The sequence below is a fragment of the Vibrio sp. Evd11 genome (assembly GCF_900382755.1).
GTDB classification, from domain to species: Bacteria; Pseudomonadota; Gammaproteobacteria; order Enterobacterales; family Vibrionaceae; genus Vibrio; species Vibrio lentus.
In genome coordinates, this window is the sequence record NZ_OSDX01000052.1 from 1 (window position 1) to 21573 (window position 21573).

Genomic DNA, 21573 nt, shown 5'->3' on the forward strand with positions numbered 1-21573 from the left:
ACCTCATTAGTGATTGTACTCACTTAACTCAGTGTCCAAAACTGCTGGTGCGGATCAGCTTGTAACCTCTTATAGTTCTAATCAGTCTACTGATAGTTATACATCGGATTCCACATTCCCACCGTGGGAGCGAAACTTACCAGTTACTTCTTCAATGATATCAGATTGCCCTGACAGTATTGAAATAACGTTGGCAAACAGAATCTATCTTCCTATCGAAACATTACCTAATGCTCTTATTGCCAGTTTGAAAAAGCTGGCATCGTTTTCAAATCCTAAGTTTTTCAAGGCACAGGGACTGCGGTTATCGACGAACGGAATATCCAGGTACATATCGTTGGCAGAAATCGATAGTGGGTATCTTGTTCTGCCAAGAGGTTGCATTGATGATACTTGTGAGTTGCTCAAACAGTCTGGGATCAGCTTACTCTTTGATGATAAAAGAAGGTCAGGAGACCGACTGAGCAGCATCCAATTCAGTGGCGAGCTAAGGGAGGAGCAAAAGAAAGCGGTGGATGCGGTTTCTAAATTTGATATTGGCGTGTTGCATGCGCCTACAGCATTTGGAAAGACTGTAACGGCAATAGGCCTGTTGTGTAAAAGAAAGGTCAATACCTTAATCCTTGTTCACAATAAGCAACTCGTAGACCAATGGCAGGAAAGGCTGAAGGCATTTACGACGAATGTAGAGATAGGAGTGATTACAGGATCCAAGAAAAAGCCAACGAAGTCTGTTGACGTCGCAACCTATCAAAGCTTGCTTAACCGAAGCGATAATACGGTCAATTCTGTTGTCCATGAATACGGGCAGATCATCATCGACGAATGCCATCACCTGTCAGCACCACAATATGAAAAATTATTGGGAGAGGTGCACGCAAAGTACATACTTGGTATTAGTGCGACTCTGGAACGTAGAGACGGTCACCAGCCAATTATTTTCATGCAGGCGGGGAGGGTAAGGCATACCATTGCTCCAACCAGTTCTGCGAAATTTATCCAATCCCTTCAAAAGAAGGAGGTTCTTTTCGAACCTCCACTTCAATTGGCAACTCAAGAACCTCGACCACATATTGCCGATGTATATCGATGGTTGATTGAGAGTGAAATGAGAAACCAGCTAATCATCAGCGACATAGAAGCAGAAGTGAAACAAGGACGTGTTCCTATCGTTCTTACTGAACGTAGAGAGCATGCGAAATTGCTGAGTGAAATGCTAACCCAGAGAGCTATTCAGAACGAGGTGCTTATTGGTGCAATGAAAAGGAAAGATCGAGGCGAGGTTAATGAAAAGCTGGCAACGACCCAGGTGCTGGTCGCGACTGGACGGTTTATTGGTGAAGGATTTGACCTGCCTCGACTTGATACCTTAGTCCTAGCTTTGCCTGTATCTTGGAAAGGAGCGCTTGTTCAGTATGTAGGTAGAATACAGAGGGAGTATGACGGTAAGACGGAAATTCGAGTTATCGATTATGTAGATATGAAAATTCCAATGTTGGCAAGAATGTATACCAAGCGCAGTCGCGGATACAAGGCATTGGGTTTCGACGAGGGTGTGATTGATATACAAGAGAAACTGTTTACTGAGTAAAATCCATTTAATGCTAGGTTGTTATTGCCTTTGATATATACGCATTTACAGCAAGCGGTAAGTGAATCATTCGCAAAAGCCGACTTGTATAGATGAACACATTTGTAAGGAGCACTTGTGTATAGTGATGAAAAATTAGCTGACTTAATCTGCCACGAAGAGATGATAATGGAAGGACTGGATAAGAACTTCTGGCGTTTAATTAAGCTACCGTCACCACAGTTATGGGAGCAAACCGCCATCGATAGGGAAGAGTATTCTTGGGTGCTCGCGATTGTCGGTAATCATTGCATTTACTTCAATGGTGAAATTTGTAACTATTCCATCGCTCAGTTTAATGACTCCTGCGAAATTAGTACAGCTAAGAAAGACAGTGAAAACCTTCACGAACTCATAGCTGAGATAGTGCGGTCACTATTTATGCGACCATAGAAATGATAACTATTAGCAAACTGATAGCAAACGAGCGCACACTGGTGCTGAGCATTTATTACTCACAATAGAGCAGACTATGAACATCCAACACATATTTGAAGAGCTGGAATCAGCCACAGACTTTGAGCTTTTTCGACTAAAATCAGCCATAGAAAAAGTGCTTGAAGACCCAGATAGAACTCATGCTCTAAAAAGAAAAATCCAGGTCGGGATGACAGTTGAATATTTTTGCACTGAGCGTAATAAAGCGCTGCTTTGTACAGTGTTAAAGGTAGGACGTAGTCGGGTATCTATCCGTGAACAAGATACTGGGCAGCAATGGTCTCTGCCTTTTTACTTTCTCAACCTTGACCATGTTGAAACAACCTTGGTATCTAATAAAGCCGTGGGACTATCAAAAGCTGAGTTAGCGATTGGTGAAACGGTAGGTTTTATCAACAGTAAAGACAATCAAGAGTATATTGGCCAGGTCTCCAAATTAAATCCGAAAAGAGCTGTGGTGTTAGTAGGTAATACTGGCTGGACGGTCCCTTACTCAATGTTGTTTCCCGTATTGACCTCTGAAGCAGGTGAGTCGAAGCAAACATTATTGTTGGCTGAGAGGGATTAGCTATGTTGGTTTTTAACTGCACAAAAGCGGCGGCGGAGCACTTTTCTGCCATCATTAATGGAAAAAAGTCATCTTGCCTGGAGATAGCTCCTCACAGAACTATTGAGGAGTCCACCTTTTTTCCTGTTTTTCCCGATGATGTCGATCCTAGAATCAATGATGGATTTCAGTGGCAATGGGTGGTGGACTGCATCTCAATTAAAAAGAAAAAGTATATGCTGGTAATGGATTATGCTTCACGCTATTGCGTGATATTTCCAGCAGAAGCCAGAGGAAATGAGATGGGATTTTTAGATGCGTTTGAAAACCAGTTGAAGGCGAACTTCCGCTATTGGGCTGATAAACATGGGATGACGGTTGAACAGGGTACAGATTACATCCAAGGGTATGATATGCAGTGTCAGACCAGCGTCTTTCATCAGAGAGGAAACCGAAGTGTGCAGGCGCACTTAAAAGAGGTGAAATGGCACCTTGAAGCTCTGTGTACTAACCAAGGTGCTATTACAAAACCGATAGAGTGTGTTTACTTCAGTGTAACTGCTTCAGGTATACCGAGAACTTGTAAGGGTGAAACCCCCTATTTCTTCGCGCATGAACGTTTTTTCGCTTTTTGGTTGGCAAATTTTAATCTTGATGCGATTTTTGAATCGTGTGATGGTGATGTAGTCGTCCATTGATAGCGGGGCAGATATTCTATATGTCAGTCTTCTATAAAAACTCGAATAGTTTGCTCTATAAATTTGACATGTACCCAGCGGAAAAATAGAGTACATGCCAGTAACCAAATTAGAGGTAACGACTTCTCAAATGCTCTTGGAAAAACTGCGCATTGAGCGTTTCCCCAGTGGCTTGCTTCACTAACTCATCAGTTGATAACAAGCTACCTTTACTCCAGATGTTCTCTGATAACCAAGAGAAAATAGGGGACAGATCGCCGCTACGAATCGCAGAATCAACGTTCACTGTTTTCTTCATTGCTGCCATGAATTGAGCTGCATACATGGCTCCGAGTGTATAGCTTGGGAAATATCCGAAACTTCCATCTGTCCAGTGGATATCTTGCATACAGCCATTAGTGAAATTACCTTGAGTGCTTAAACCAAGGTATGACTGCATTTTAGTGTTCCACAATTCTGGAACATCTGTGTGTTTGATGTTGCCGTTGATCAAGTCGCGTTCAATTTCGTAGCGCAAGATAACGTGTGCAGGGTAGGTCAGTTCATCGGCATCGACACGGATGAAGTCTTTCTTCACTCGAGTGTAGATCTTCTGGAAGTTCTTCTGCTCAAACTCAGAACCAGAGAACTGCTGTCCCGCTAAGTTTGCTAAGTGCCCTATGAATGGGTCGCTGCGGCCAACTTGCATCTCGAAGAATAAAGACTGAGATTCGTGGATGCCCATCGAGCGCGCTTCACCGGCTGGTTGGCCTGCTAAGTGCTTTGGTAAACCTTGCTCATAACGTGCGTGCCCAGTTTCGTGGACGATCCCCATCAATGATTGAACGAATTCAGCTTCGTCGTAGCGAGTCGTGATACGCACGTCTGAAGGCACGCCACCACAAAATGGGTGAACACTTTCATCTAATCGGCCATGTTCAAAATCGAATTGAAGCAGCTTCATCACTTCTAAGCCAAGTGCTTTCTGTTTTTCAGTCGAGTAGATGCCTGATGGCGCGCTAAACTGCTCACTCGATTGCTTTTCGATGACTTCGTCAATCAAGCTTGGTAGCCATGTTTTAACGTCTGCAAACAAAACATCAAGTGAAGCAGAGCTCGTGCCGGGTTCATAGATATCAAGCATGGCATCATAAGGTGTTAGGTTCGCTGCATCGGCGCGGATCTGCGCTTCTTCACGAGACAGTTCAACCACTTCACGCCAGTTCTTTTCGAACCCAACCCAGTCGTTGTTACCACGTTGGCTGCGCCATGCATGTTCACACTTTGAGCCAGCTAGAGACTTAGCTTCAACCAGCTTTTCTGGGAGTAGGTTGGCTTGTTGCCATTGGCGTTTAATTTCACGCAGAGACGATTGTTGTTCGTTATTTAGCGCTTCGTTTTCAGCGTCTGAAATCCAATCGCCAAGCTGTGGTTGAGTCATTAGCCCGTGAATATGAACAGAGAGTTCGGCCATCGCTTCACTGCGAGCTTGATTGCCACCAGATGGCATCATTGAAGCTTGGTCCCAACCACAAATCGAGGCTAGGTGTTGAAAGCGTGAACATTTTTGAGAGTGTTCGACTAGTTTTTTGAATGCGCTCATTTGACTACTCTTAATTTGGTTTCTGTAAATGATCCTTAAGATCCGTTTCGGTTAAGGTTCATCTCTCATGTACTTTGATTATGGCTTTGCTTTTTAATGCGCTGTACTTCGTAGTCGAAGATCTAGCGATAAAAGCAGGAAGCGATACGATGCCTTGAATTTACTATTTCTTAACAAATTAAACTGTTCCATTGTGCACAAAATCAGTGACTTGTATAGCAGATGGCAATTGTTGCTTGCGAATTGTTCAGATACACGGTATTGATGATAGATCGCTGAACAAGAATGACAATGATATGGATATTTTGAACTTTGAGGCATTTCTAATTGCCATCACTATTTTAACGCTAACGCCGGGTTTAGATACGGCATTGGTGATTCGCAATACTAGCCGCTCGGGCTTAGCTGACGGTGTTATGACGAGCTTTGGTATTTGTGGCGGCCTTTATGTACATGCTTTTTTCTCTGCTGTCGGAATCTCCGCGATTCTTGCCCAGTCTGCTGAACTCTTTCAAGCCGTTAAAATGGTGGGTGCGGTTTACCTGATTTGGCTTGGCTTAAGCAGTCTACGCGCTTTGATGAAAAATGGTGGCGGGATGCAGGTCGGGGAGCAAGCTAAGCAAGCATACAGTGCCAAGCGTTCTCTACGCGAAGGCTTCTTATCTAATGTGCTGAACCCGAAAACGGCGGTTTTCTATTTGGCCTTTTTACCTCAATTTGTAAACCCAGAAGGCTCCCCTTTATTGCAATCTATGGTGATGGCTTCGGTGCACTTTATGATTGCGATGGTGTGGCAATGTAGCCTAGCGGGTGCATTGAATTCCGCTAAAAATTTGCTCAAGAATGCGAGTTTTATGAAGTGGATGGAAGGTGTGACTGGCATGGTGTTAGTAGGGCTGGGCGTGAAGCTTTTAATGGAAGAACCTAGTTAAGCAATTGGAATCTGGTTTACTGGGATCTAAGTCATTGGAACTCAAGCTATTGGAATCATAATAAAACGCCCGCACATCATTGCGGGCGTTTTTGATCGTGCAACTCTTATTATGCTTTAACTGCTTCACAATCATTTGAAGAAGTTAACGGTTTGAAGAATAGCTTGGTTTCTTCGATAACAACGTGGCGCAGTAAGATAAGCCCAATTAGGTTCGGAATTGCCATTAGGCCGTTCACGATATCCGCCATCAGCCAGATCATGTCGAGCTTTAAGAAGGCACCAGAAGCAACCAACGCAATGAAGATGATCTTGTAAGGCAGAACCGCTTTAGTTCCCAGTAAGAAAACAACACAGCGCTCGCCGTAGTAGTTCCAGCCTAAAATCGTGGTAAATGCAAAGAAGATTAAGCCAACAGAAACTAGCATTGGACCAAGAGTGTCTGCATTCAAACCGACAGCGAATGCATGAGTGGTCATCGCAGCACCAGAAAGGTCGGTTTGCCAAGCGCCCGTTAAGATAAGCGCCAGACCTGTCATGGTACAGATGATGATGGTATCGAAGAAGGTACCCGTCATAGAGACCAGCCCTTGTTTCACACACGAGTCCGTTTTTGCTGCCGCCGCCGCCATTGGTGCGCTACCTAAGCCTGACTCATTCGAGAATACACCACGAGCGATACCTGATTGGATAGCAAGCATGATGCTCGCACCAAAGAAGCCACCAGTTGCTGCTGTGTTGGTAAACGCAGAAGTCACAACAAGAGTAATGGCATTCAATAGTTGGTCTGCATTGGAAACCAGAACACTCAAACACGCGACGATGTACATGATAGCCATGGTAGGAACGACTTTTCCTGCCACCTTAGCGATAGATTGAATACCACCAAGGGTTACCACTGCCACCAATATCGTAAGAACGACAGCAGACATTTCACGCGAAGCACCAAAGGAAATTTCAGTCGCGTCTAAGATAGCGTTCACTTGTGGGAAGGTACCAATACCGAAGCAGGCAACCCCCAAAGCGAACACAGCGAACATCACCGCTAACACTCTTGAGCCGACACCGTATTGCAAGTAGTACATTGGGCCGCCAACCATTTCGCCATTGCTATCGGTTCTACGGTATTTAACAGCAAGTAGACATTCTGCGTATTTGGTTGCCATACCAAAGACAGCGGCAAGCCACATCCAGAATAGGGCACCAGGGCCACCAATCTTGATTGCGGTCGCTACACCTACGATATTACCGGTACCAATCGTTGCAGAAAGCGCTGTACACAAAGCGGCGAAGCTTGATACGTCACCTGTGCCGGATTTATCTTTGGTGAACACCATTTTTAGCGCAGTTGGAAGGTGTCTAAACTGGAGTAAGCCTAAGCGAAAAGTAAAGTAGATACCCGTTCCCACTAGCAGAATAAGCAGTGGTGGTCCCCAAACGAATTGGTTGATGGTTTGTAGTGTAGCTTGTAGGTGGTTCATAGTTTCCCCTTAATAAATTAAAAATTTAAGGAGAAGAGGGAAGGCAGTGCAGATCTCAGAGATCGATAGCACTACTTAATACATACGGATTTCTAGATAGAATTCTTTTGTTAATTAAGGCTGTTGCTTTCCACTCCTCTGTCCTTTTGCCTGAGAGTTTCACTTAGCGAATCACTTATAGATAAGTAACGGGCACTAAGCTTGCTCCTTCGGCGACCGATCTAACGGTTCTCTCCAGAGGTTCCTCCAACGACAGTCCTCACTTTTCTGGATTTCTCCAGCATAAAGCGCCTGAAAGATTTACTTCTTCGGCGGGTTAATCTAACTAAATGTTAAAATTTAGTTAAAAGCCACTCTCCTGCAGTCTTCATCGGAACAATTACCTAAATAATTAGGTAATCTGTAGGCGTATCCTAGATCATATAAAATGTGATGTCAGCTACAAAATATCTGTTTGCTCAAATGTTGTTCAACTAAATGATCAAACAACGAGTCTCTGACGTAACTTGCTTATTTAAATGGTATAAAATAGAGAAACAAGGAGGAGTTATGACTCGATTAATAGCGATTGTTTTTTTATTGGCTTTGGCATTTGTGCTGTTTCGTTACCGGACAAACGAAAAACTGCAAAAATGGGTAGTGATAGTTATCGTTAGCAGCTTCTTTTTGTATACTGCCAGCCTGATGATTTCGGAGTTAACTCGTTAAATCTGTCTGTGAGCAGATAGGATGAACGTGTTAGCAAAGCTCAAGTGCTTCTGACTTGAGCGATAGGTTTAACTGAGCCTACACTATCAGTATTGGCATTAATGTCAGTGACCGCGTAACGTTAAAAATATTTTTGGGAGTACCCGCTAGTGAACCAGCAATCTGGACAAAGCGAACAAGATGAAGTGGTTGTTATTGAAGAACGCGATAAGCGCAGTCAGCTTTATATCGGCATTGCTGCGGTTATAGGTTTAGCTCTTGGTGGCTTAATCGGTTCTACAGTGACGGCTTCCAAGTGGGAGTCTACTTATCAGGTACTCGAAACTCGTTATCAAGAACTGCGCGACAGCAAAACCGAATTGATGACGTCTGTTGAAGCTAAGGTGGCAAAAGTCGATACCGAGATCGATGCAAAAGTAGAAGCCGCTTTAGTGAAGCAGACAGAAGAGCATCAAAAAGAACTGAAAGATTTAGAGAAGCAGTCTGCCGTTTTAGAAAAGGCGAATTATTCATTAGAGCAGCAGCTTAATGAGCAGAAACAAGCGCTAGAAGAAACTCAGCAAAACAACCAAAAGCTGAATCGTCAGGCTGACATGCAATCGACCCTTTTTGAACGTTCACGTGAAGTCTTCCGAAAAGAATTACAGATATCTCAAGAGCTTGAAAAGCTACAGAAAGAAAGAGATGAGCTAGAGCAGAGCCTTGGTTCATTGAAAAAGGCATGTGATGTTTTCTTGGATGGCACATCATGGGATGCAAAATCTGACGCTTGTGAGAAACAAGATAATGCGAACTCTCGACTGAGTGATATCAGACAAATGATTGAAGTTCACACCATGGATCTCAAGCAAATCAAAACACTAACCGAAGAGATGGGTCTATAAGCACAAACGCTTAATTCAATCGTCTCTGGTTGCAGCTATTCAAACGTCCACATCATAAAAATGGTGTGGGCGTTTTTCGTTTCAAGCTACTTTGGTAGGGGAGCTGGACAAGTTTGTAAGTGCTCGACAAACATCGATATCTTCTTTGCTAGGTGTTTTCTTGATGCGTAGAAAGCGTATAAGACCAAATCTTCAGGTTTATACTCAAGCTCAACGACTTCAAGAGAGCCTGCTTTGATGTCTCCGATACAAGCTTCGAGTGGCAATATAGAGAATCCAAGTCCAGCTAAGGCACCGGCTTTGGCGAGACTTCCACTGTTTACTCTAAATGATGAATTTACTTTTTGCGTAATCAGTTCCCCACCTGTGTCCTTGAATATCCAGGGTGTTCCATTCAATGCTGTTAAGCTGCTAATACAGGGTACGTGGACTAAATCTGTTATTTGAAAAGGGCGTTTTGAGTCTTGAATTAACTTTGGTGTCGCAACAACGACACTCGGCCAACGTCGAATTTCTCGCGCTATCCAATTTCTATCGGCCAACTTACCTCGGCCAAAACTCAAGATAACATCAAATCCATCAAGCAGATCGTCTTTGGGGCTCAAGCTCGTATCGCAGCACAATGATACTTTGGGGTGCTCAGTACAGAACGAAATCACAGCCTGCGCGAGGGCAGGTGTGTCTGGCATCAATACTCTTAGTTGTCCTTCTATGCCGTGTGAATATCGTGTTACTCCATCTAGTGCTTCGTCAAGCTGAACTAATAGGGATAGCGTCGATTGGTATAGCTTCTCGCCGGCTTCTGTTGGCACTATTTTTCGGGTGGTTCTTTCAAACAAACGAGTGCTGAGCTTTTCTTCTAATAAGGCTATATGGCGGCTAACATTTGATGTTGGTAAATCTAAAAATTCCGCTGCTCTTTTAAAGCTATTGTTTTCGAAAACGCTATGAAAGGTTCTAAGCCATTGCTGTTCTATTTGATCGATCATCTTTATCCCAAATTATTGGATTATGTAACCAACAATAGCTACTTTGTTGGTCTGTTTCACTTTGTACAATAACACTATTACCAATCAGTACAGTAGGGTGAAACTTGTTCATTATAAATCGTATTAAATCCTTGTTAATAAGTAAAACTTCGCTAACACGTCGCGTTGTTTTTTGTTGTTTTGTTATTCATTTCTTAGTTGCACTTGATGCTCTTGTGATTGTCCCGTTAAGTTCAACAATAAGCTTGAGCCTAGAAGAAGATGCCTCACAAGCCGGTTATCTTGTTTCTGCGTATGCGATTGCAGCGGCACTAATATGTTTATTCACGAAAGGAACAACAGACCCAGATAGAGAAATAAAAAGAGTATGCATCTGCGTTGTAGGTTTAGCTGTGACAACTTGGCTAGCAACGTTGATCACTGATTTTAATGGCTTGCTTGTTTGCAGAGTGATCTCGGGATTTTTTGGTGGGGCATTAGCGGTTCTAAATCTGAATTATCTAACCTTGCTCTCTGGTGATAGTGATAGAAAGCGAAACATCGCTATATTACTGAGTTCGTTTCCATTAGCGTTAAGTGTGGGTGTGCCTGCGCTTATTATTTTGTCTTCCGTGCGTGATTGGCAAGCGAGTTTTCAGATGATTGCTGGCGCACTATTCATAATTGGTATTGTGGTGTTTCTGTCACCATCAACCCGATCCAAAACAGAAGAAGCAAAGTCGATAGGTTCAGATAATCATCCATTTACGTTAACTGAGCTTCTATATAGTCGGGACCTTCGTTTTGCGATTTGTTTGGCTTTCAGCACTGTGCTCGGTACTTTTCTGATCTCGACTCAGTTTCCAGTTATGCTCGAGGTGAACCTAGGAATCTCGCCAACTTTACTGGGGTATTGCTATGTGATTAGCGGGACTGTTTCCTTTATTACAATGCAAACCTTCGGAAGGATCCGAGTTTCCGAAAAAACGGTTTTTCACCTTATCATATGCTTATCGTTGGCGATGGTTGTTTCTATCGTCTTGGGTTTTGGTTCTCTCTATGTTGGTAATGCAGCTGTTGCTTTTATTGTCTTCGTGGTGGTGAGCTCAACACGAACTTTAGTTATATCTGTTGAGCTGATTAACTCTCTGAGCCCTAGTAAACGTATGCTTTTAATTCGTATGCAAAGTTCGTTACAGCATTTTGCTGTCGGATTTGGAGGGCTGTTTAGTAGCTCTCTGGTACAGCCGCGATCTGACTCATCTTTGAATTTTAATATCTTGGTTTACATCGCAGTTTGTATTGTTCTGTGTGTTCCTTTGGTTTGGAGCGCTTATAGAAGAGGGAAGGGCTAACATACTGCTCAATGAACGCAAATACTCATTGGATTGTTGAATGGTTAAAGTCCATTTTCACACTATTACCAAGCTATCCGTGATTCAAGCCGTAAAACGGCTTTAATATGTAATCAATTGAATATTTGGTGACTTTGCAGACATATTTATACGGTTAAAAAATAGCATAATAGTGGTGTTCAGGATGAACACGCAGTCGATTGCTCGTACGCATTTTGATTGTTTTGACTACAAGGGATGGAGTGATGTCAGAATATTTTTGTGAGAACTGCACCGTAGCTTATTGCTTTGATGATTGTAACTCGCCATTGGCGCAACGAGATATGATTGAAGTTGAAGAGGCGGTGGATCGTAAAAAAGTAAGCCAAGATCCTGAACTGCTTGAACAAGAAAATTCAGACATAAAAAATCCCCACAAGCTAAGCTAGTAGGGATTTGGATAAGTTGCAGTCCTGTTCTCGCTTTCTCAAGCAAAGGGTCTTACAAAAATTTTTAGAACAGTGTTATTAACGACAATCGATAGCTATTTGTCGTAAGTCTTGATTTCACCTGATTTCACACGTGCAACAAATGATTGCAGTTCTTTCTTCACAACAGGCATTAGGAAGTACAGGCCAAGAATGTTGAAGATAGACATCGCAAAGATAGCCGCATCAGAGAAGTCGATTACCGCGCCAAACTGAATCGTCGCACCAATAACAACAAACACACAAAACATCACTTTGAAAATCAGTTCCGTTGTTTTGCCTTCACCAAATAGGTAAGTCCACGCCTTTAGACCGTAGTACGACCAAGAAATCATGGTAGAAAATGCAAACATGATTACCGCGAGAGCGAGTGTGTATTTAAACACTTCTGCCGTTTCAGTAAACGATGCAGCAGTCAGCGTTACACCCGTTAAACCTGTTCCATCATATGGACCCACGTTTAAGCCTGCGATAGTGATAACCAATGCTGTCATTGTACAAATGATTACCGTATCAACGAATGGTTCTAATAGTGATACAAGACCTTCGGTGATTGGTTCTTTTGTTTTTACTGCTGAGTGAGCGATTGCTGCTGAACCTACACCGGCTTCGTTTGAGAACGTCGCACGTTTCAGACCTTGGATTAAGGCACCAATGAATCCACCAACTACACCTTCACCGGTAAATGCACCTGTAAAGATTGCACTGAACGCAGGACCAACTTGATCAAGGTTAGAACCGATAACGATGAGAGCCATACCGATGTACAGAGCTGCCATCCAAGGAACAACTTTTTCTGTTACAGACGCAATAGAAGGCATACCGCCAACGATAACGGAAAACACTAAGGTTGCGAGTACAAGCCCTGTGATGACACCGTATTCACTCGGCACATCAAACGCGTAAGTGAGCATGGCATGTGCTTGGTTCGCTTGGAACATGTTACCGCCGCCCAATGCACCTAAAATACACATTAAGGCAAAACCAATAGCAAGGGCTTTACCTAATCCACCCAATCCTCTTTCACCAAGACCTTGGCTTAGGTAGTACATTGGACCACCCGAAACAACGCCTGAAGGTAGGATAGTTCGGTATTTTACACCTAAGGTACACTCACAAAATTTAGAAGCCATGCCTAGAAGACCACACAAGATCATCCAGAATGTTGCACCAGGGCCACCAATCGCAAGTGCCGCACCAACGCCGGCAATGTTACCAAGCCCGACGGTTCCAGAAAGAGCCGTTGTAAGAGCTTGAAAGTGAGAAACCTCACCATCCTCTTTGGAGTTAGGGTCGGTATACTTACCTTTGATAATGTCTATGGCCATGCCAACACGTTTAAATTGAACAAAGCCAAAATAAACAGTGAAGATAATCGCGGCGAGCAAGAGCCAACCAACAATGATTGGGAAGTTCGCTTCACCAAGCGGAACACTTTTAAAAATTAATCCAACGAACCACCCTGTGTAGTCATTGAAAAATCCATCAACACTTTTACTCAAGTTACTGATACTTTGACTAAATGATCCTTCTTCTGCAAATGCACTGGAACTAAACAATAATATAAACCCAAAAAATAATTCACGTAAGTTTTTCATGGTTTTCCCTGTCTTTTTATTAAATTATGTTTGCTGCTGTTGTGTTTGTTTTTTATTTGATATTTTACATCTCAGTGATTTATCTACTTCATTCGACGGCAACATAAACGGCTGTAGCTAGGTCGAAAAACGAAATAAATATAAGTACTGATCTTGCTTTGTATGGATATCCTTTTGGTATGTGAACCAATAAGACTATGGTATTCGGCTTACCAAGTCCTACTGATAATCCTATACATAAAAACAATACGCTCAAAGAAATTTTTACAATAAATTTACAATTGTTCGGGTTTTGTCATTATTTTGGAATAAGTCGATGCTTTTTGGGTTGGAAAAGGCATATGCAGTCGTAGCTATAGCAACTGGTGAATTGCGCTATGTAGGCTTTTCCCTTGCTTAAACGTTCCCCATGAAAACCTGAGTCGTGACTTTGCAGTCAAAGTAACCTAAATCTTGGAGCAAAGGACGAAAGTGAGCATGAGGAGTGGTGGATATAACTAAGAGGGGGGCAGATTATAAGGAAGTAAGCGAAGTTGAATGTTCGATATGTTTTTAGAGGTTTTTGACCATTGACGACTGAAGATGTAATCCGATCTGAGGCTAATAAAAAAGCCCTTTAACAGAGCTTTTAAATGGTTTTTTGAAGAACCAAAAATCTGATGGTTCAACATTCTTAGCTAAGCTAGTGGGGACTGACTCGACTGATGCTCTTACTTGATTTATGAAAGAGCTTGAGCGCTAACAGCGATCCCCATAGAGCGACTTGCCCCCATAACAGAGTCCATTGAGACGCCACTTCTTGCCAAGAAGCACCCATCTGATTAAGTGCTAAGAAACCTTGGATCGCCGGTGTACTCGGAAATAGCTGTGATAGCAGTACTAACCATTCAGGCATCATTTCAACAGGCCAGATAAAACCTGAAGAGAAAATCAGCGGCATTGAACTGATTAACACCACAACCGTGACTAACTCTCTTCTTGGCACTAGCTCACCAATAAAAATCCCGATCAAACAACTGGCCAATAAGAAGGGCAGCAGTAAAGTCAAAATGTTTGTTATGGAGGCAAGCAGGTTAATGCCATACATCGAAAAGCTTGCGCCGAAATAGTACATCGACAACAGGTAATAAATGCCAACTAAGGTACAACAACGAGCAAGCATCAGTTTCGCTGGAGAGGTCTTACTCCAATAGCCAAACGTAGATTGAGCGTTTTGGGTTGCCCCAACTAAACCAGAAGCCATGGCTAAGGTTTGTTGCAGGATCAACACAAAGACGGCTGGAACCACGTAATCGATGTATCCCATGCGGCTATTGAACGTTGGTTTTAGGTTCAAGCTAAACGCGCTATAGCCTTTGGCTGCGGATTCTAAAGGCACTCCTTCTACTAACAAGTGACTGACCTTAACTTGTGCAGCTAACGTGCCACCTGCCTTGGCAAGCCCTTCAACAATGGTTCCGTAGACTAAGAAGTAAGATGCATCACCAGCGTAAGAAAGCGTCGGGCTCTTACCTAGGAGCAAGTCTTTATAGAAGTTCTCTGGGATGACGATGAACCCGCCAATCTCTTGATTAAGCACAGCTTGCTTAGCATCGGCGATGGTGGAGTCACGGCGTACCAAGTCAATTTGAGACGTGGCATCTACCATTCTTTCTAACTGGTAGCTGCTTTGGCTCTTATCCAAGTTCACAACGGAAGCTTTAAGCTGTTGAGGAACTTGGTTTGCGTAAGGCAACGGATACAAGAATGAATAGAAGACCACACCACCAAATACCGTAAGAAGTACAACAGGGTTGCGCAGTACCGCTAACAGTTCTTGCTTGAGCAGTTGAGTAAAGCTCATCGTTTTACTCCTTGTTGTGCTGATGCATCTGGCTGTGTTGACGATGTTGCTTTTGCTGATATAGCTGCTTGTGCAGATAGATCCGCTTTTGCAGATAGAACTGACTGTGCCAAGTGTTTCTTAATTAATAACATCACCACGAAAGCAGGAATTGCATACCACAACATAGAGGAGAGGCTGATTAGCGATTGTGCCGCGCTCGCGCCATAACTGGATTGTGCTGTTTGTACTTCGATGTAGTGACTCACGGGCAATAAGCTTCTCCAGATTTGCGCCGCCGTGTTCATGTCGGTGACAGGAAAGGTAATACCCATGAACGCAAAGCTTGGTGCTGTAAAGGCTCCAGCGAAACTCATCGCCCTTGCTGGATCAAGCGTTAAGAAGAAAAACAAACACCCCATGATGATACAACTGATGACGGTAAGCAGTTGGGCAATGGTTAATGCCACAAAACTGCCGTTAAACGGCCAATCTAAGAGAACATAGAACCAAAAGCTAAACGCGATACCAAACATCAAAAACAAGACAAGGTAGGGCGTTAATGTTGACGTTAGTGACTTCAGCGGGGCGTTGGATAACCAAGCGTGAAGGCCACGAGCTCTAACGTTCGCCGTTAAAACCAATATCGTGCCCACCACAATCACTATTTGCCATAGAGCCGGAATAACCGCAGATACTAAGAACTGAGCATAGCTGGTGTTCTTGTTAAACAGTGGCGTAATCTGGCTTTGTACCGTTACCGCTTGCCCCAATGCAGATTGTACCGTGGTATCACCGTGCGAGAGCTGTTTAACCACTTCAAGTTGCGCGTTAAATGTCCCTTGAGCTTGCAACAGAGCCGAGTTCACCAGCTTGCCGATCAAGATAAATTGACTGTTATAGAAAACGGACACTTGCGGGTTCAAGCCTAGGAAAAGGTCTCGGTCAAAGTGTCTTGGTATCACGACGTAACCATAGATATCGCGTTCAATCATCGCTTTCGCCGCTTCACTCGCCGAGCTGTATTTCTGAGTCACTTGTAGGGTAGGTGACGCATCAACAAGGCGCGTGAACTGTTGCGAGATTTGGCTGTGTTCAAGGTCGACAACCGCAACCGGTAAGTCTCGAGCGATCCCTTGTGAAAAAATCAGCCAAATACTGGCGGCAAGGAACAAAGGAATCCAAGTTAGGCAAGACAACAACCATTTGTCTTTACGAACAATCGCCCACTGCCTAAGCAATGTATTTTTCACTCGACGGTGATCAGGTGATTGCGCGCCTATAGATCGAAAGTTAGCAGGCATATGTCACCTAAAGCTCAACTACAAGGCTCATACCCATGCGCAGAGTCTCGCTTGTATCAACGGGGCGAGCTTCTACTTCAAAGGTACGTAAGTCGAAGCCTTGTGCTGCATCCGTTGAACGCCAAGTCGCGAAATCACCCATTACGGCAATATGAGTAACCTGAAAGGTTAACGACTTATCCAGAGCTGGAAGGTAAGCTTCAAATTGGCTGCCTTTCTCAAAATGTTTCAACATGTCTTCACGCACGTTGAGCACCGCCCATGCATCTTTAGTGTCAATTACGGTCACAACAGGGAAACCTTGAGGTGCTAACTCGCCACTACTTAATAGTACTTGAGCCACTTCACCACTAAACCAACTGTGGATCTGTGTGTCTTTTGCGTAGGCTTCAACTTCTGCCACGGCGCCAGCCGCCATTAATGCTTTTTGAGCTGCCGCGACTTTGGTTTCGTCACGCGCACCTTCTCGCGCTAACTGGTACATTTGGAAAGCGGCACTTTCGGTGTATTTTGCTGCTTGCCATTGTGTTTTAGCTTCGTCACGCTTTTGCTCGGCAACCACACCATCGTTATAAAGGTTGTTTACACGTTGGTAAGTTTTGTCCATGAGATCGGCTGCCGCTTTTGCTTTCAACCATTGGTCTTTAGCGGCTTGGATTTGCTGAGTACGAGCACCATTCTCTGCTTGTTTTGCTAAAGCACCAGCGGCTTTTTGACCTGCTTTTGCTTGCTCTAATTTCGCGTCGATCTCAGGGCTAAGTAGGGAGAAGATCAACTCACCTTTCTCAACAGAGTCGCCTTTACGTACGAAAACTTCGTCTATTCGGCCGGGTACTTTAGAAGATATGCTGTATTGCTGCGCGTCAATTTGGCCTTGAAGCTTAACAGGCTGTGGTTGGTACGCTTGGTAAAAGCTGTACCCAACCCAGCCAATAATGCCGATGCCAACCAGAGAGAGAATAAGTGGTTTAATAGGTTTCATGAATTATCCTTTTGACTGGCTAGCGGTGTCTGCTTTTGAATCGAAGTCAGACGGGACAGAAGACGTTAAGTAACTTGAATAAGCATTCATTTCGCTGGTGAGTGCTAACAGCTTATTAAGAGAAATTAGGTATTTGAATCGAGCAGCAGATTGCTGTGTTTTAATGCTTGCAAGGTATAGCTCAGCATCAACCACTTCTAACGAATTAGATAACCCTTGAGTGAAGGCTTTTTTACGAAGTGAAAGGTTTTCTTGGGCTAAAGACAGACTTGAGTTGAGGCCTTGGACTTCTTCAATTGCTTGGTTCGCTTCAAGATAGGTCTTTTGTACCAAAACGGTTAAGTCTTGCTTGGCTTGTGACTTAAGGAACTGAACTTGAGACACGGCGCTATGAGCGGCAGCGACTTTGTCGGAACGACCTGATGTGTCAAGTAGCGGTACATTCACCCCAATACCGACCAACCAATCGGGTTTCATTTCACTGGCTAGCGAGTCATCTTCGTAAAGGCTGTAATCACCGTAAAGGTAAACTTCTGGGTAGTATTTGCCTTTTTCTGCCTTGATTAAGCTACTCGCTTGTTTCTCTTTTGCATCAAGGATTTTAAGGCCTGGGTAAGTCATGAGTGTTTGATCAACAAAGACGTCCATATGAGGCAGGTTTTTGTTGATAAAGAGTTGTTCTGAAGGTTCGACACTCTGGCTCTGGCCAAGGATCTGAGTCAGCGCTAACTGAGCAATCTTGAGATCGTTCTGCGCTTTGGTGCGTTCAACAACGGCTTTATCTAAAGAGGCATCCGCCTGCAGGCGTTCTACTCGTGCAATTTGCCCTTGCTGTTCAAGCTTGATAGCGAAATCACGGTGTTGAGTTAAGCCTGCTTCAACGGCTTGACGTGTTTTGACGACATCTTCCGCTAAGATCACCGAGAAGTAATATTTACTTAAGTCTTCGTAGCGAGCTTGTCTTTCCATCAACAACTGGCTTTGCGCCTCTTCACTTTTACCTTCGGCAGCAGTTTGCGCAGCGGTAATTCGTCCGCCGGTAAAGATAGGCCAAATAGCACGGATGGAAGAGCTGAAGATGTCTTGTTCGGTGATGGTTGAGGTAATACCACCCAATTGAGCTAACAAGGGAGCAAATGCTGTATTGACGCCGCTTAAGCTATCGCCGAACTGTTCACCATTGATCGTCACGTCACTATCAAGGTGCGTGTAGTTAGCCCCTAAAGTGATTGAAGGCAAGTTGAGACTACTTGTTGAGTTCTGAAGGTGCTGATAACGCTCAACATTCGCTTGTTGAGCGGCAAGAGAGTTATTGTTCTCTTGTAATATTTGCCACGCTTCAGAAAAAGTGAGCGGAGCAGTGTAGCCTGGCGAAGCAAATGTGCTGAGGAGCACACTGGTAATCGCAAGATATCGGTATTTTGGTTTGGTCATCTGCATAAACACCAAATTAGAGTATTAACTCTAATATTAACACGATGAGAGTCATTTGTCTTGAGTTGATTATCTCACATGATTAGAAACAGTCATAACTTGTTAAGTTAATCAAATAAAGTACGTAATGTAGACAACAAAGATCACTGAAACCCAAAGAGCACGACAACGCCTGCTCTTTACATTCAGTATAGAGGTATTTGTTACAAAATGAAGCGGTCTATTTAAAGCTAGGACAATGGTGGTCGGCGCGCCACACTAATTGTCTTGAACCTTGCATCGTTTGTAATAAATCTCTACCTGACATTTGCGGGAAAGCTAACAATACCTTGAGATCGAGGGGGGAGGTACCGTCTTTCTCGTATGCTCTTACGTGAGTAAAAGTAGATTGTAAGTTTTTGAACAGCATAGCCTTAGTAAGGCAAATTCCAAAATTATCGCGTTTCATTGCCTGGTTTCCTTTTCAACAATGTTTGTACGTTATGTTTTTTATCCTGTTTCGTGTCGACGGTGTCACTCTGCCTATCAGTGTTATTTTATTGGGCGCCGTTTGATACGTAGCGCCTCTTCGTTCTCATACTGATTTGTTGTATCAATGGGGTTGGAGAGGTACGCACATTGATAAACGTTCGGTAACGGCGAGTTTGTTATTTCGTAACGTGCTGACACGTCCACTGAGTGAATGATTGTTACCTTTCTGTTAACTGAAAATTCAGTTTTCAATGCTGTCTTAAAATTGCGACACATAGCTTGGCAACAATGAACTTCTGCATATGCAACCATTATAATTGTATTTATTTTAAACAACCTAAAAAACACCTAAAAGCTTAGTGATCTAGCTCGATATTTATTCGTTTATTTCGCTTTTTAAGCTAATCCGTTCTAAAAATGAACGATTAATCGAAATGAATAACGTAAAGGATTATCAATTAACAATCTGCTCAATTATTTAGTTGAGTAACAGTCACAAATTCGCATAGCTAGAAAGGTCATGCGGTTAACTTAGTGTTAACATCATTCGTCTAACACTAGGGACGGTGGAATATGAAATGGAGCAGTATCAGTTTCCGTAAAAGGTTACTGATTATCATGACGGTCACTGGCCTTGTTGAGCTTTTGATACTCTCAGCTGCTGGTTTTTACTACATCAAACAATCTCAAGAGCAAGAGATGGGTTTGAAAGCGTTAGGTGTTGCTGAATTTCTATCTGAATCGCCACTTGTCACCAGCATTATTCAAGAAAATGGAACGTTGGATCCTAACGGCGTTCCCTACGTTCTGTCTGAAGAAACCCAAGTTAAGTTTCGTAACCTTACCCAACTCATTGGTGCGGCGTTTATCGTTGTGGGAGATGATAAAGGTATCCGCCTGATTCACCCTTATGATGACAGGCTCGGTAAACCAATGCGTGGTGGCGATAACCAAAAAGCGTTGATATTGGGCGAGTCTTATGTGTCGACGGCTAAAGGTTCACTTGGCTTCTCTGTCCGTGGTAAATCTGCCGTAAAAGACCAAAACGACAATGTGATTGGTGTAGTGTCGGTTGGCTACCTCTTAGATTCTTTACAAGATCGAATTGAACCTTACTTAGCCTTTTTGATTGTGATGGCCTTGCTGGTGGTTGCGGTTAATGCTGTGATTTCAAGCTATGTATCTCGTCGTTTTCAGCGCGCTATTTTGGGTTTTGAGCCTGAAGAGATTGGCCGTTTATACGTAGAACTTGATGTGACTATGAGTACTGTGAAAGAGGGTATTTTAAGTATCGATAAGAGCGGTATTTTGCGCTCAATAAACAAAAGCGCGTGCGATATTTTGTCCATAGACCGAGATAAAGCACTCAATCAGCAACGTCTATCAGATGTGTTGGTGGGCAGTGATTTAGAGCAGCTGTTATCAACGGGTGACACTGATCATGATGTTGAGCTGTACCTGAACAATAAACGAATCATTGCTAATCGCAGCCCAATTATCGTTGCGGGTGAGGTGGTCGGGGCGGTATCCAGTTTTCGATTACGAGATGAAATCAACGATTTAACAGACCAGCTCTCACAAACCAAAGAGTATGCTGATCTACTGCGTTCGCAAACCCATGAGCATCAAAATAAGCTAAACACCATTAGTGGCTTGATTCAAATGGGCGAGCTGGACTCTGTTCAACAATTGATTGGTCAAGAAACCGCTCATTACCAGAGCTTAATTGAGTTCTTAAGAGAGACGGTGAAAGATCCATTGATTGCAGGCATGCTTTTAGGCAAAACAGAGCGAGCTCGAGAGATTGGTTTGGAGCTTAAAGTTGAAGAGGGGTCAAGGCTTGAGGCATTACCCGCTTGGTTAAACGCAGAGGATGTCGTGACGATTCTTGGCAACCTGATTGATAACGCGTTTGATGCAACCATTATGGCAATTAAACAAGAAGGGCCAATAGCACCAGCTCGTCGCGTAATCGATGTGTCGATCAGCGATTTTGGCAATGAAATTATCGTAGAAGTAGAAGACAAGGGCTGTGGTTTGCCGAAAGACTTGGCGACCAAAGCACTCACCGAAAAAGGCGTATCGAGCAAAGCGAAGCAGAACAGAGGTGTTGGTTTGTATCTCATTAAACAACTTGCAGATCGTTATCAAGGGCAATTAGAAATGGTTGATAACCCTGATTTTGGGTCACGCATGACGGTGTATTTACCGAAAGAAGAACAACAATAATAATTGAGCACGGAGCGATCGAGTAAAGATCGTAGTGACGGAAA

General features: G+C 43.4%; 19 protein-coding genes and 1 riboswitch. Of the genes, 10 read left to right on the plus strand and 9 right to left on the minus strand.

The window, feature by feature from the left end; translation table 11 throughout:
* The first annotated feature begins 190 nt into the window (after positions 1 to 190).
* The 4 genes from ED652_RS18120 (at position 191) to ED652_RS18135 (ending at position 3313) form a co-directional block, all read left to right on the plus strand.
* Positions 191 to 1591, plus strand: a complete 1401-nt coding sequence (locus tag ED652_RS18120; RefSeq protein ID WP_254051719.1) for a DEAD/DEAH box helicase — start codon at positions 191 to 193, stop codon at positions 1589 to 1591.
* Between the two features lie 117 nt (positions 1592 to 1708).
* Complete coding sequence (locus tag ED652_RS18125; RefSeq protein WP_122055703.1) at positions 1709 to 2023, plus strand: hypothetical protein; 315 nt, start codon at positions 1709 to 1711, stop codon at positions 2021 to 2023.
* A 79-nt stretch (positions 2024 to 2102) separates the two neighbouring features.
* Entirely contained in the window at positions 2103 to 2636 is a 534-nt protein-coding gene (locus ED652_RS18130) for a hypothetical protein (RefSeq protein WP_122055704.1), read from the plus strand.
* Positions 2637 to 2638: 2 nt separating this feature from the next.
* Positions 2639 to 3313 (plus strand): hypothetical protein, encoded by a 675-nt coding sequence (locus ED652_RS18135; RefSeq protein WP_122055705.1) that lies wholly within the window; start codon positions 2639 to 2641, stop codon positions 3311 to 3313.
* Positions 3314 to 3422: 109 nt separating this feature from the next.
* Here ED652_RS18135 and ED652_RS18140 read toward each other — a convergent pair whose 3' ends face one another.
* Complete coding sequence (locus tag ED652_RS18140; RefSeq protein WP_122055706.1) at positions 3423 to 4895, minus strand: carboxypeptidase M32; 1473 nt, start codon at positions 4893 to 4895, stop codon at positions 3423 to 3425.
* Between the two features lie 296 nt (positions 4896 to 5191).
* Between ED652_RS18140 and ED652_RS18145 the strand changes: the two genes are divergently transcribed.
* Positions 5192 to 5827, plus strand: a complete 636-nt coding sequence (locus ED652_RS18145; protein ID WP_122055707.1) for a LysE family translocator — start codon at positions 5192 to 5194, stop codon at positions 5825 to 5827.
* A gap of 109 nt (positions 5828 to 5936) precedes the next feature.
* Here the strand turns inward: ED652_RS18145 and ED652_RS18150 are convergent, their stop codons facing one another.
* Positions 5937 to 7307 (minus strand): sodium:alanine symporter family protein, encoded by a 1371-nt coding sequence (locus ED652_RS18150; RefSeq protein WP_108156766.1) that lies wholly within the window; start codon positions 7305 to 7307, stop codon positions 5937 to 5939.
* A 128-nt stretch (positions 7308 to 7435) separates the two neighbouring features.
* Positions 7436 to 7555, minus strand: a riboswitch (glycine riboswitch).
* Positions 7556 to 7856: 301 nt separating this feature from the next.
* Here ED652_RS18150 and ED652_RS23810 point away from each other — a divergent pair.
* Complete coding sequence (locus ED652_RS23810; RefSeq protein ID WP_162929961.1) at positions 7857 to 8015, plus strand: hypothetical protein; 159 nt, start codon at positions 7857 to 7859, stop codon at positions 8013 to 8015.
* Between the two features lie 149 nt (positions 8016 to 8164).
* A complete protein-coding gene (locus tag ED652_RS18155; RefSeq protein WP_102298007.1) occupies positions 8165 to 8899 on the plus strand; it encodes a chromosome partitioning protein ParA in 735 nt (244 codons plus the stop codon).
* 86 nt (positions 8900 to 8985) lie between these two features.
* On the opposite strand, the gene ED652_RS18160 is transcribed toward ED652_RS18155, so the two are convergent.
* Complete coding sequence (locus tag ED652_RS18160) at positions 8986 to 9888, minus strand: LysR family transcriptional regulator (protein WP_122055708.1); 903 nt, start codon at positions 9886 to 9888, stop codon at positions 8986 to 8988.
* A gap of 104 nt (positions 9889 to 9992) precedes the next feature.
* Between ED652_RS18160 and ED652_RS18165 the strand changes: the two genes are divergently transcribed.
* Together ED652_RS18165 and ED652_RS18170 are read left to right on the plus strand one after the other, a co-directional pair.
* Positions 9993 to 11222: an MFS transporter gene (locus ED652_RS18165; protein ID WP_122055709.1), complete on the plus strand. Its 1230-nt coding sequence runs from the start codon at positions 9993 to 9995 to the stop codon at positions 11220 to 11222.
* A gap of 245 nt (positions 11223 to 11467) precedes the next feature.
* Positions 11468 to 11650 carry a hypothetical protein gene (locus ED652_RS18170; protein WP_122055710.1) on the plus strand — a complete coding sequence of 61 codons (183 nt, stop codon included), beginning with the start codon at positions 11468 to 11470 and terminating at the stop codon, positions 11648 to 11650.
* Positions 11651 to 11745: 95 nt separating this feature from the next.
* Here the strand turns inward: ED652_RS18170 and ED652_RS18175 are convergent, their stop codons facing one another.
* The 6 genes from ED652_RS18175 to ED652_RS18200 all read right to left on the minus strand — a co-directional run bounded on the left by ED652_RS18175 (position 11746) and on the right by ED652_RS18200 (position 19277).
* Positions 11746 to 13287, minus strand: coding sequence for a sodium:alanine symporter family protein (locus tag ED652_RS18175; RefSeq protein ID WP_122055711.1), 1542 nt, complete (start codon positions 13285 to 13287; stop codon positions 11746 to 11748).
* 682 nt (positions 13288 to 13969) lie between these two features.
* The gene (locus tag ED652_RS18180) at positions 13970 to 15130 is read right to left on the minus strand and encodes an ABC transporter permease (protein WP_122055712.1); all 1161 of its coding nucleotides are present in this window, start codon (positions 15128 to 15130) and stop codon (positions 13970 to 13972) included.
* Positions 15127 to 16413, minus strand: a complete 1287-nt coding sequence (locus ED652_RS18185; protein WP_122055713.1) for an ABC transporter permease — start codon at positions 16411 to 16413, stop codon at positions 15127 to 15129. The genes ED652_RS18180 and ED652_RS18185 overlap by 4 nt, the downstream gene beginning before the upstream one ends.
* A gap of 7 nt (positions 16414 to 16420) precedes the next feature.
* Positions 16421 to 17395, minus strand: coding sequence for an HlyD family secretion protein (locus ED652_RS18190; protein WP_065104022.1), 975 nt, complete (start codon positions 17393 to 17395; stop codon positions 16421 to 16423).
* A gap of 3 nt (positions 17396 to 17398) precedes the next feature.
* Positions 17399 to 18835: a TolC family protein gene (locus ED652_RS18195; RefSeq protein ID WP_122055714.1), complete on the minus strand. Its 1437-nt coding sequence runs from the start codon at positions 18833 to 18835 to the stop codon at positions 17399 to 17401.
* Between the two features lie 214 nt (positions 18836 to 19049).
* Positions 19050 to 19277, minus strand: coding sequence for a hypothetical protein (locus ED652_RS18200; protein ID WP_122055715.1), 228 nt, complete (start codon positions 19275 to 19277; stop codon positions 19050 to 19052).
* Positions 19278 to 19918: 641 nt separating this feature from the next.
* Between ED652_RS18200 and ED652_RS18205 the strand changes: the two genes are divergently transcribed.
* On the plus strand, positions 19919 to 21529 hold the full coding sequence (locus ED652_RS18205; RefSeq protein ID WP_174214639.1) for a sensor histidine kinase: 1611 nt from the start codon (positions 19919 to 19921) through the stop codon (positions 21527 to 21529).
* The last annotated feature ends 44 nt before the right edge of the window (positions 21530 to 21573 follow it).

Coding starts and splice junctions, on each gene's coding strand:
- ED652_RS18130 (WP_122055704.1), top strand. CDS start 2,103: ATGAACATCCAACACATATTTGAAGAGCTGGAATCAGCCACAGACTTT.
- ED652_RS18135 (WP_122055705.1), top strand. CDS start 2,639: ATGTTGGTTTTTAACTGCACAAAAGCGGCGGCGGAGCACTTTTCTGCC.
- ED652_RS18140 (WP_122055706.1), bottom strand. CDS start 4,895: ATGAGCGCATTCAAAAAACTAGTCGAACACTCTCAAAAATGTTCACGC.
- ED652_RS18145 (WP_122055707.1), top strand. CDS start 5,192: ATGGATATTTTGAACTTTGAGGCATTTCTAATTGCCATCACTATTTTA.
- ED652_RS18150 (WP_108156766.1), bottom strand. CDS start 7,307: ATGAACCACCTACAAGCTACACTACAAACCATCAACCAATTCGTTTGG.
- ED652_RS23810 (WP_162929961.1), top strand. CDS start 7,857: ATGACTCGATTAATAGCGATTGTTTTTTTATTGGCTTTGGCATTTGTG.
- ED652_RS18160 (WP_122055708.1), bottom strand. CDS start 9,888: ATGATCGATCAAATAGAACAGCAATGGCTTAGAACCTTTCATAGCGTT.
- ED652_RS18170 (WP_122055710.1), top strand. CDS start 11,468: ATGTCAGAATATTTTTGTGAGAACTGCACCGTAGCTTATTGCTTTGAT.
- ED652_RS18175 (WP_122055711.1), bottom strand. CDS start 13,287: ATGAAAAACTTACGTGAATTATTTTTTGGGTTTATATTATTGTTTAGT.
- ED652_RS18180 (WP_122055712.1), bottom strand. CDS start 15,130: ATGAGCTTTACTCAACTGCTCAAGCAAGAACTGTTAGCGGTACTGCGC.
- ED652_RS18185 (WP_122055713.1), bottom strand. CDS start 16,413: ATGCCTGCTAACTTTCGATCTATAGGCGCGCAATCACCTGATCACCGT.
- ED652_RS18190 (WP_065104022.1), bottom strand. CDS start 17,395: ATGAAACCTATTAAACCACTTATTCTCTCTCTGGTTGGCATCGGCATT.
- ED652_RS18195 (WP_122055714.1), bottom strand. CDS start 18,835: ATGCAGATGACCAAACCAAAATACCGATATCTTGCGATTACCAGTGTG.
- ED652_RS18200 (WP_122055715.1), bottom strand. CDS start 19,277: ATGAAACGCGATAATTTTGGAATTTGCCTTACTAAGGCTATGCTGTTC.
- ED652_RS18205 (WP_174214639.1), top strand. CDS start 19,919: ATGACGGTCACTGGCCTTGTTGAGCTTTTGATACTCTCAGCTGCTGGT.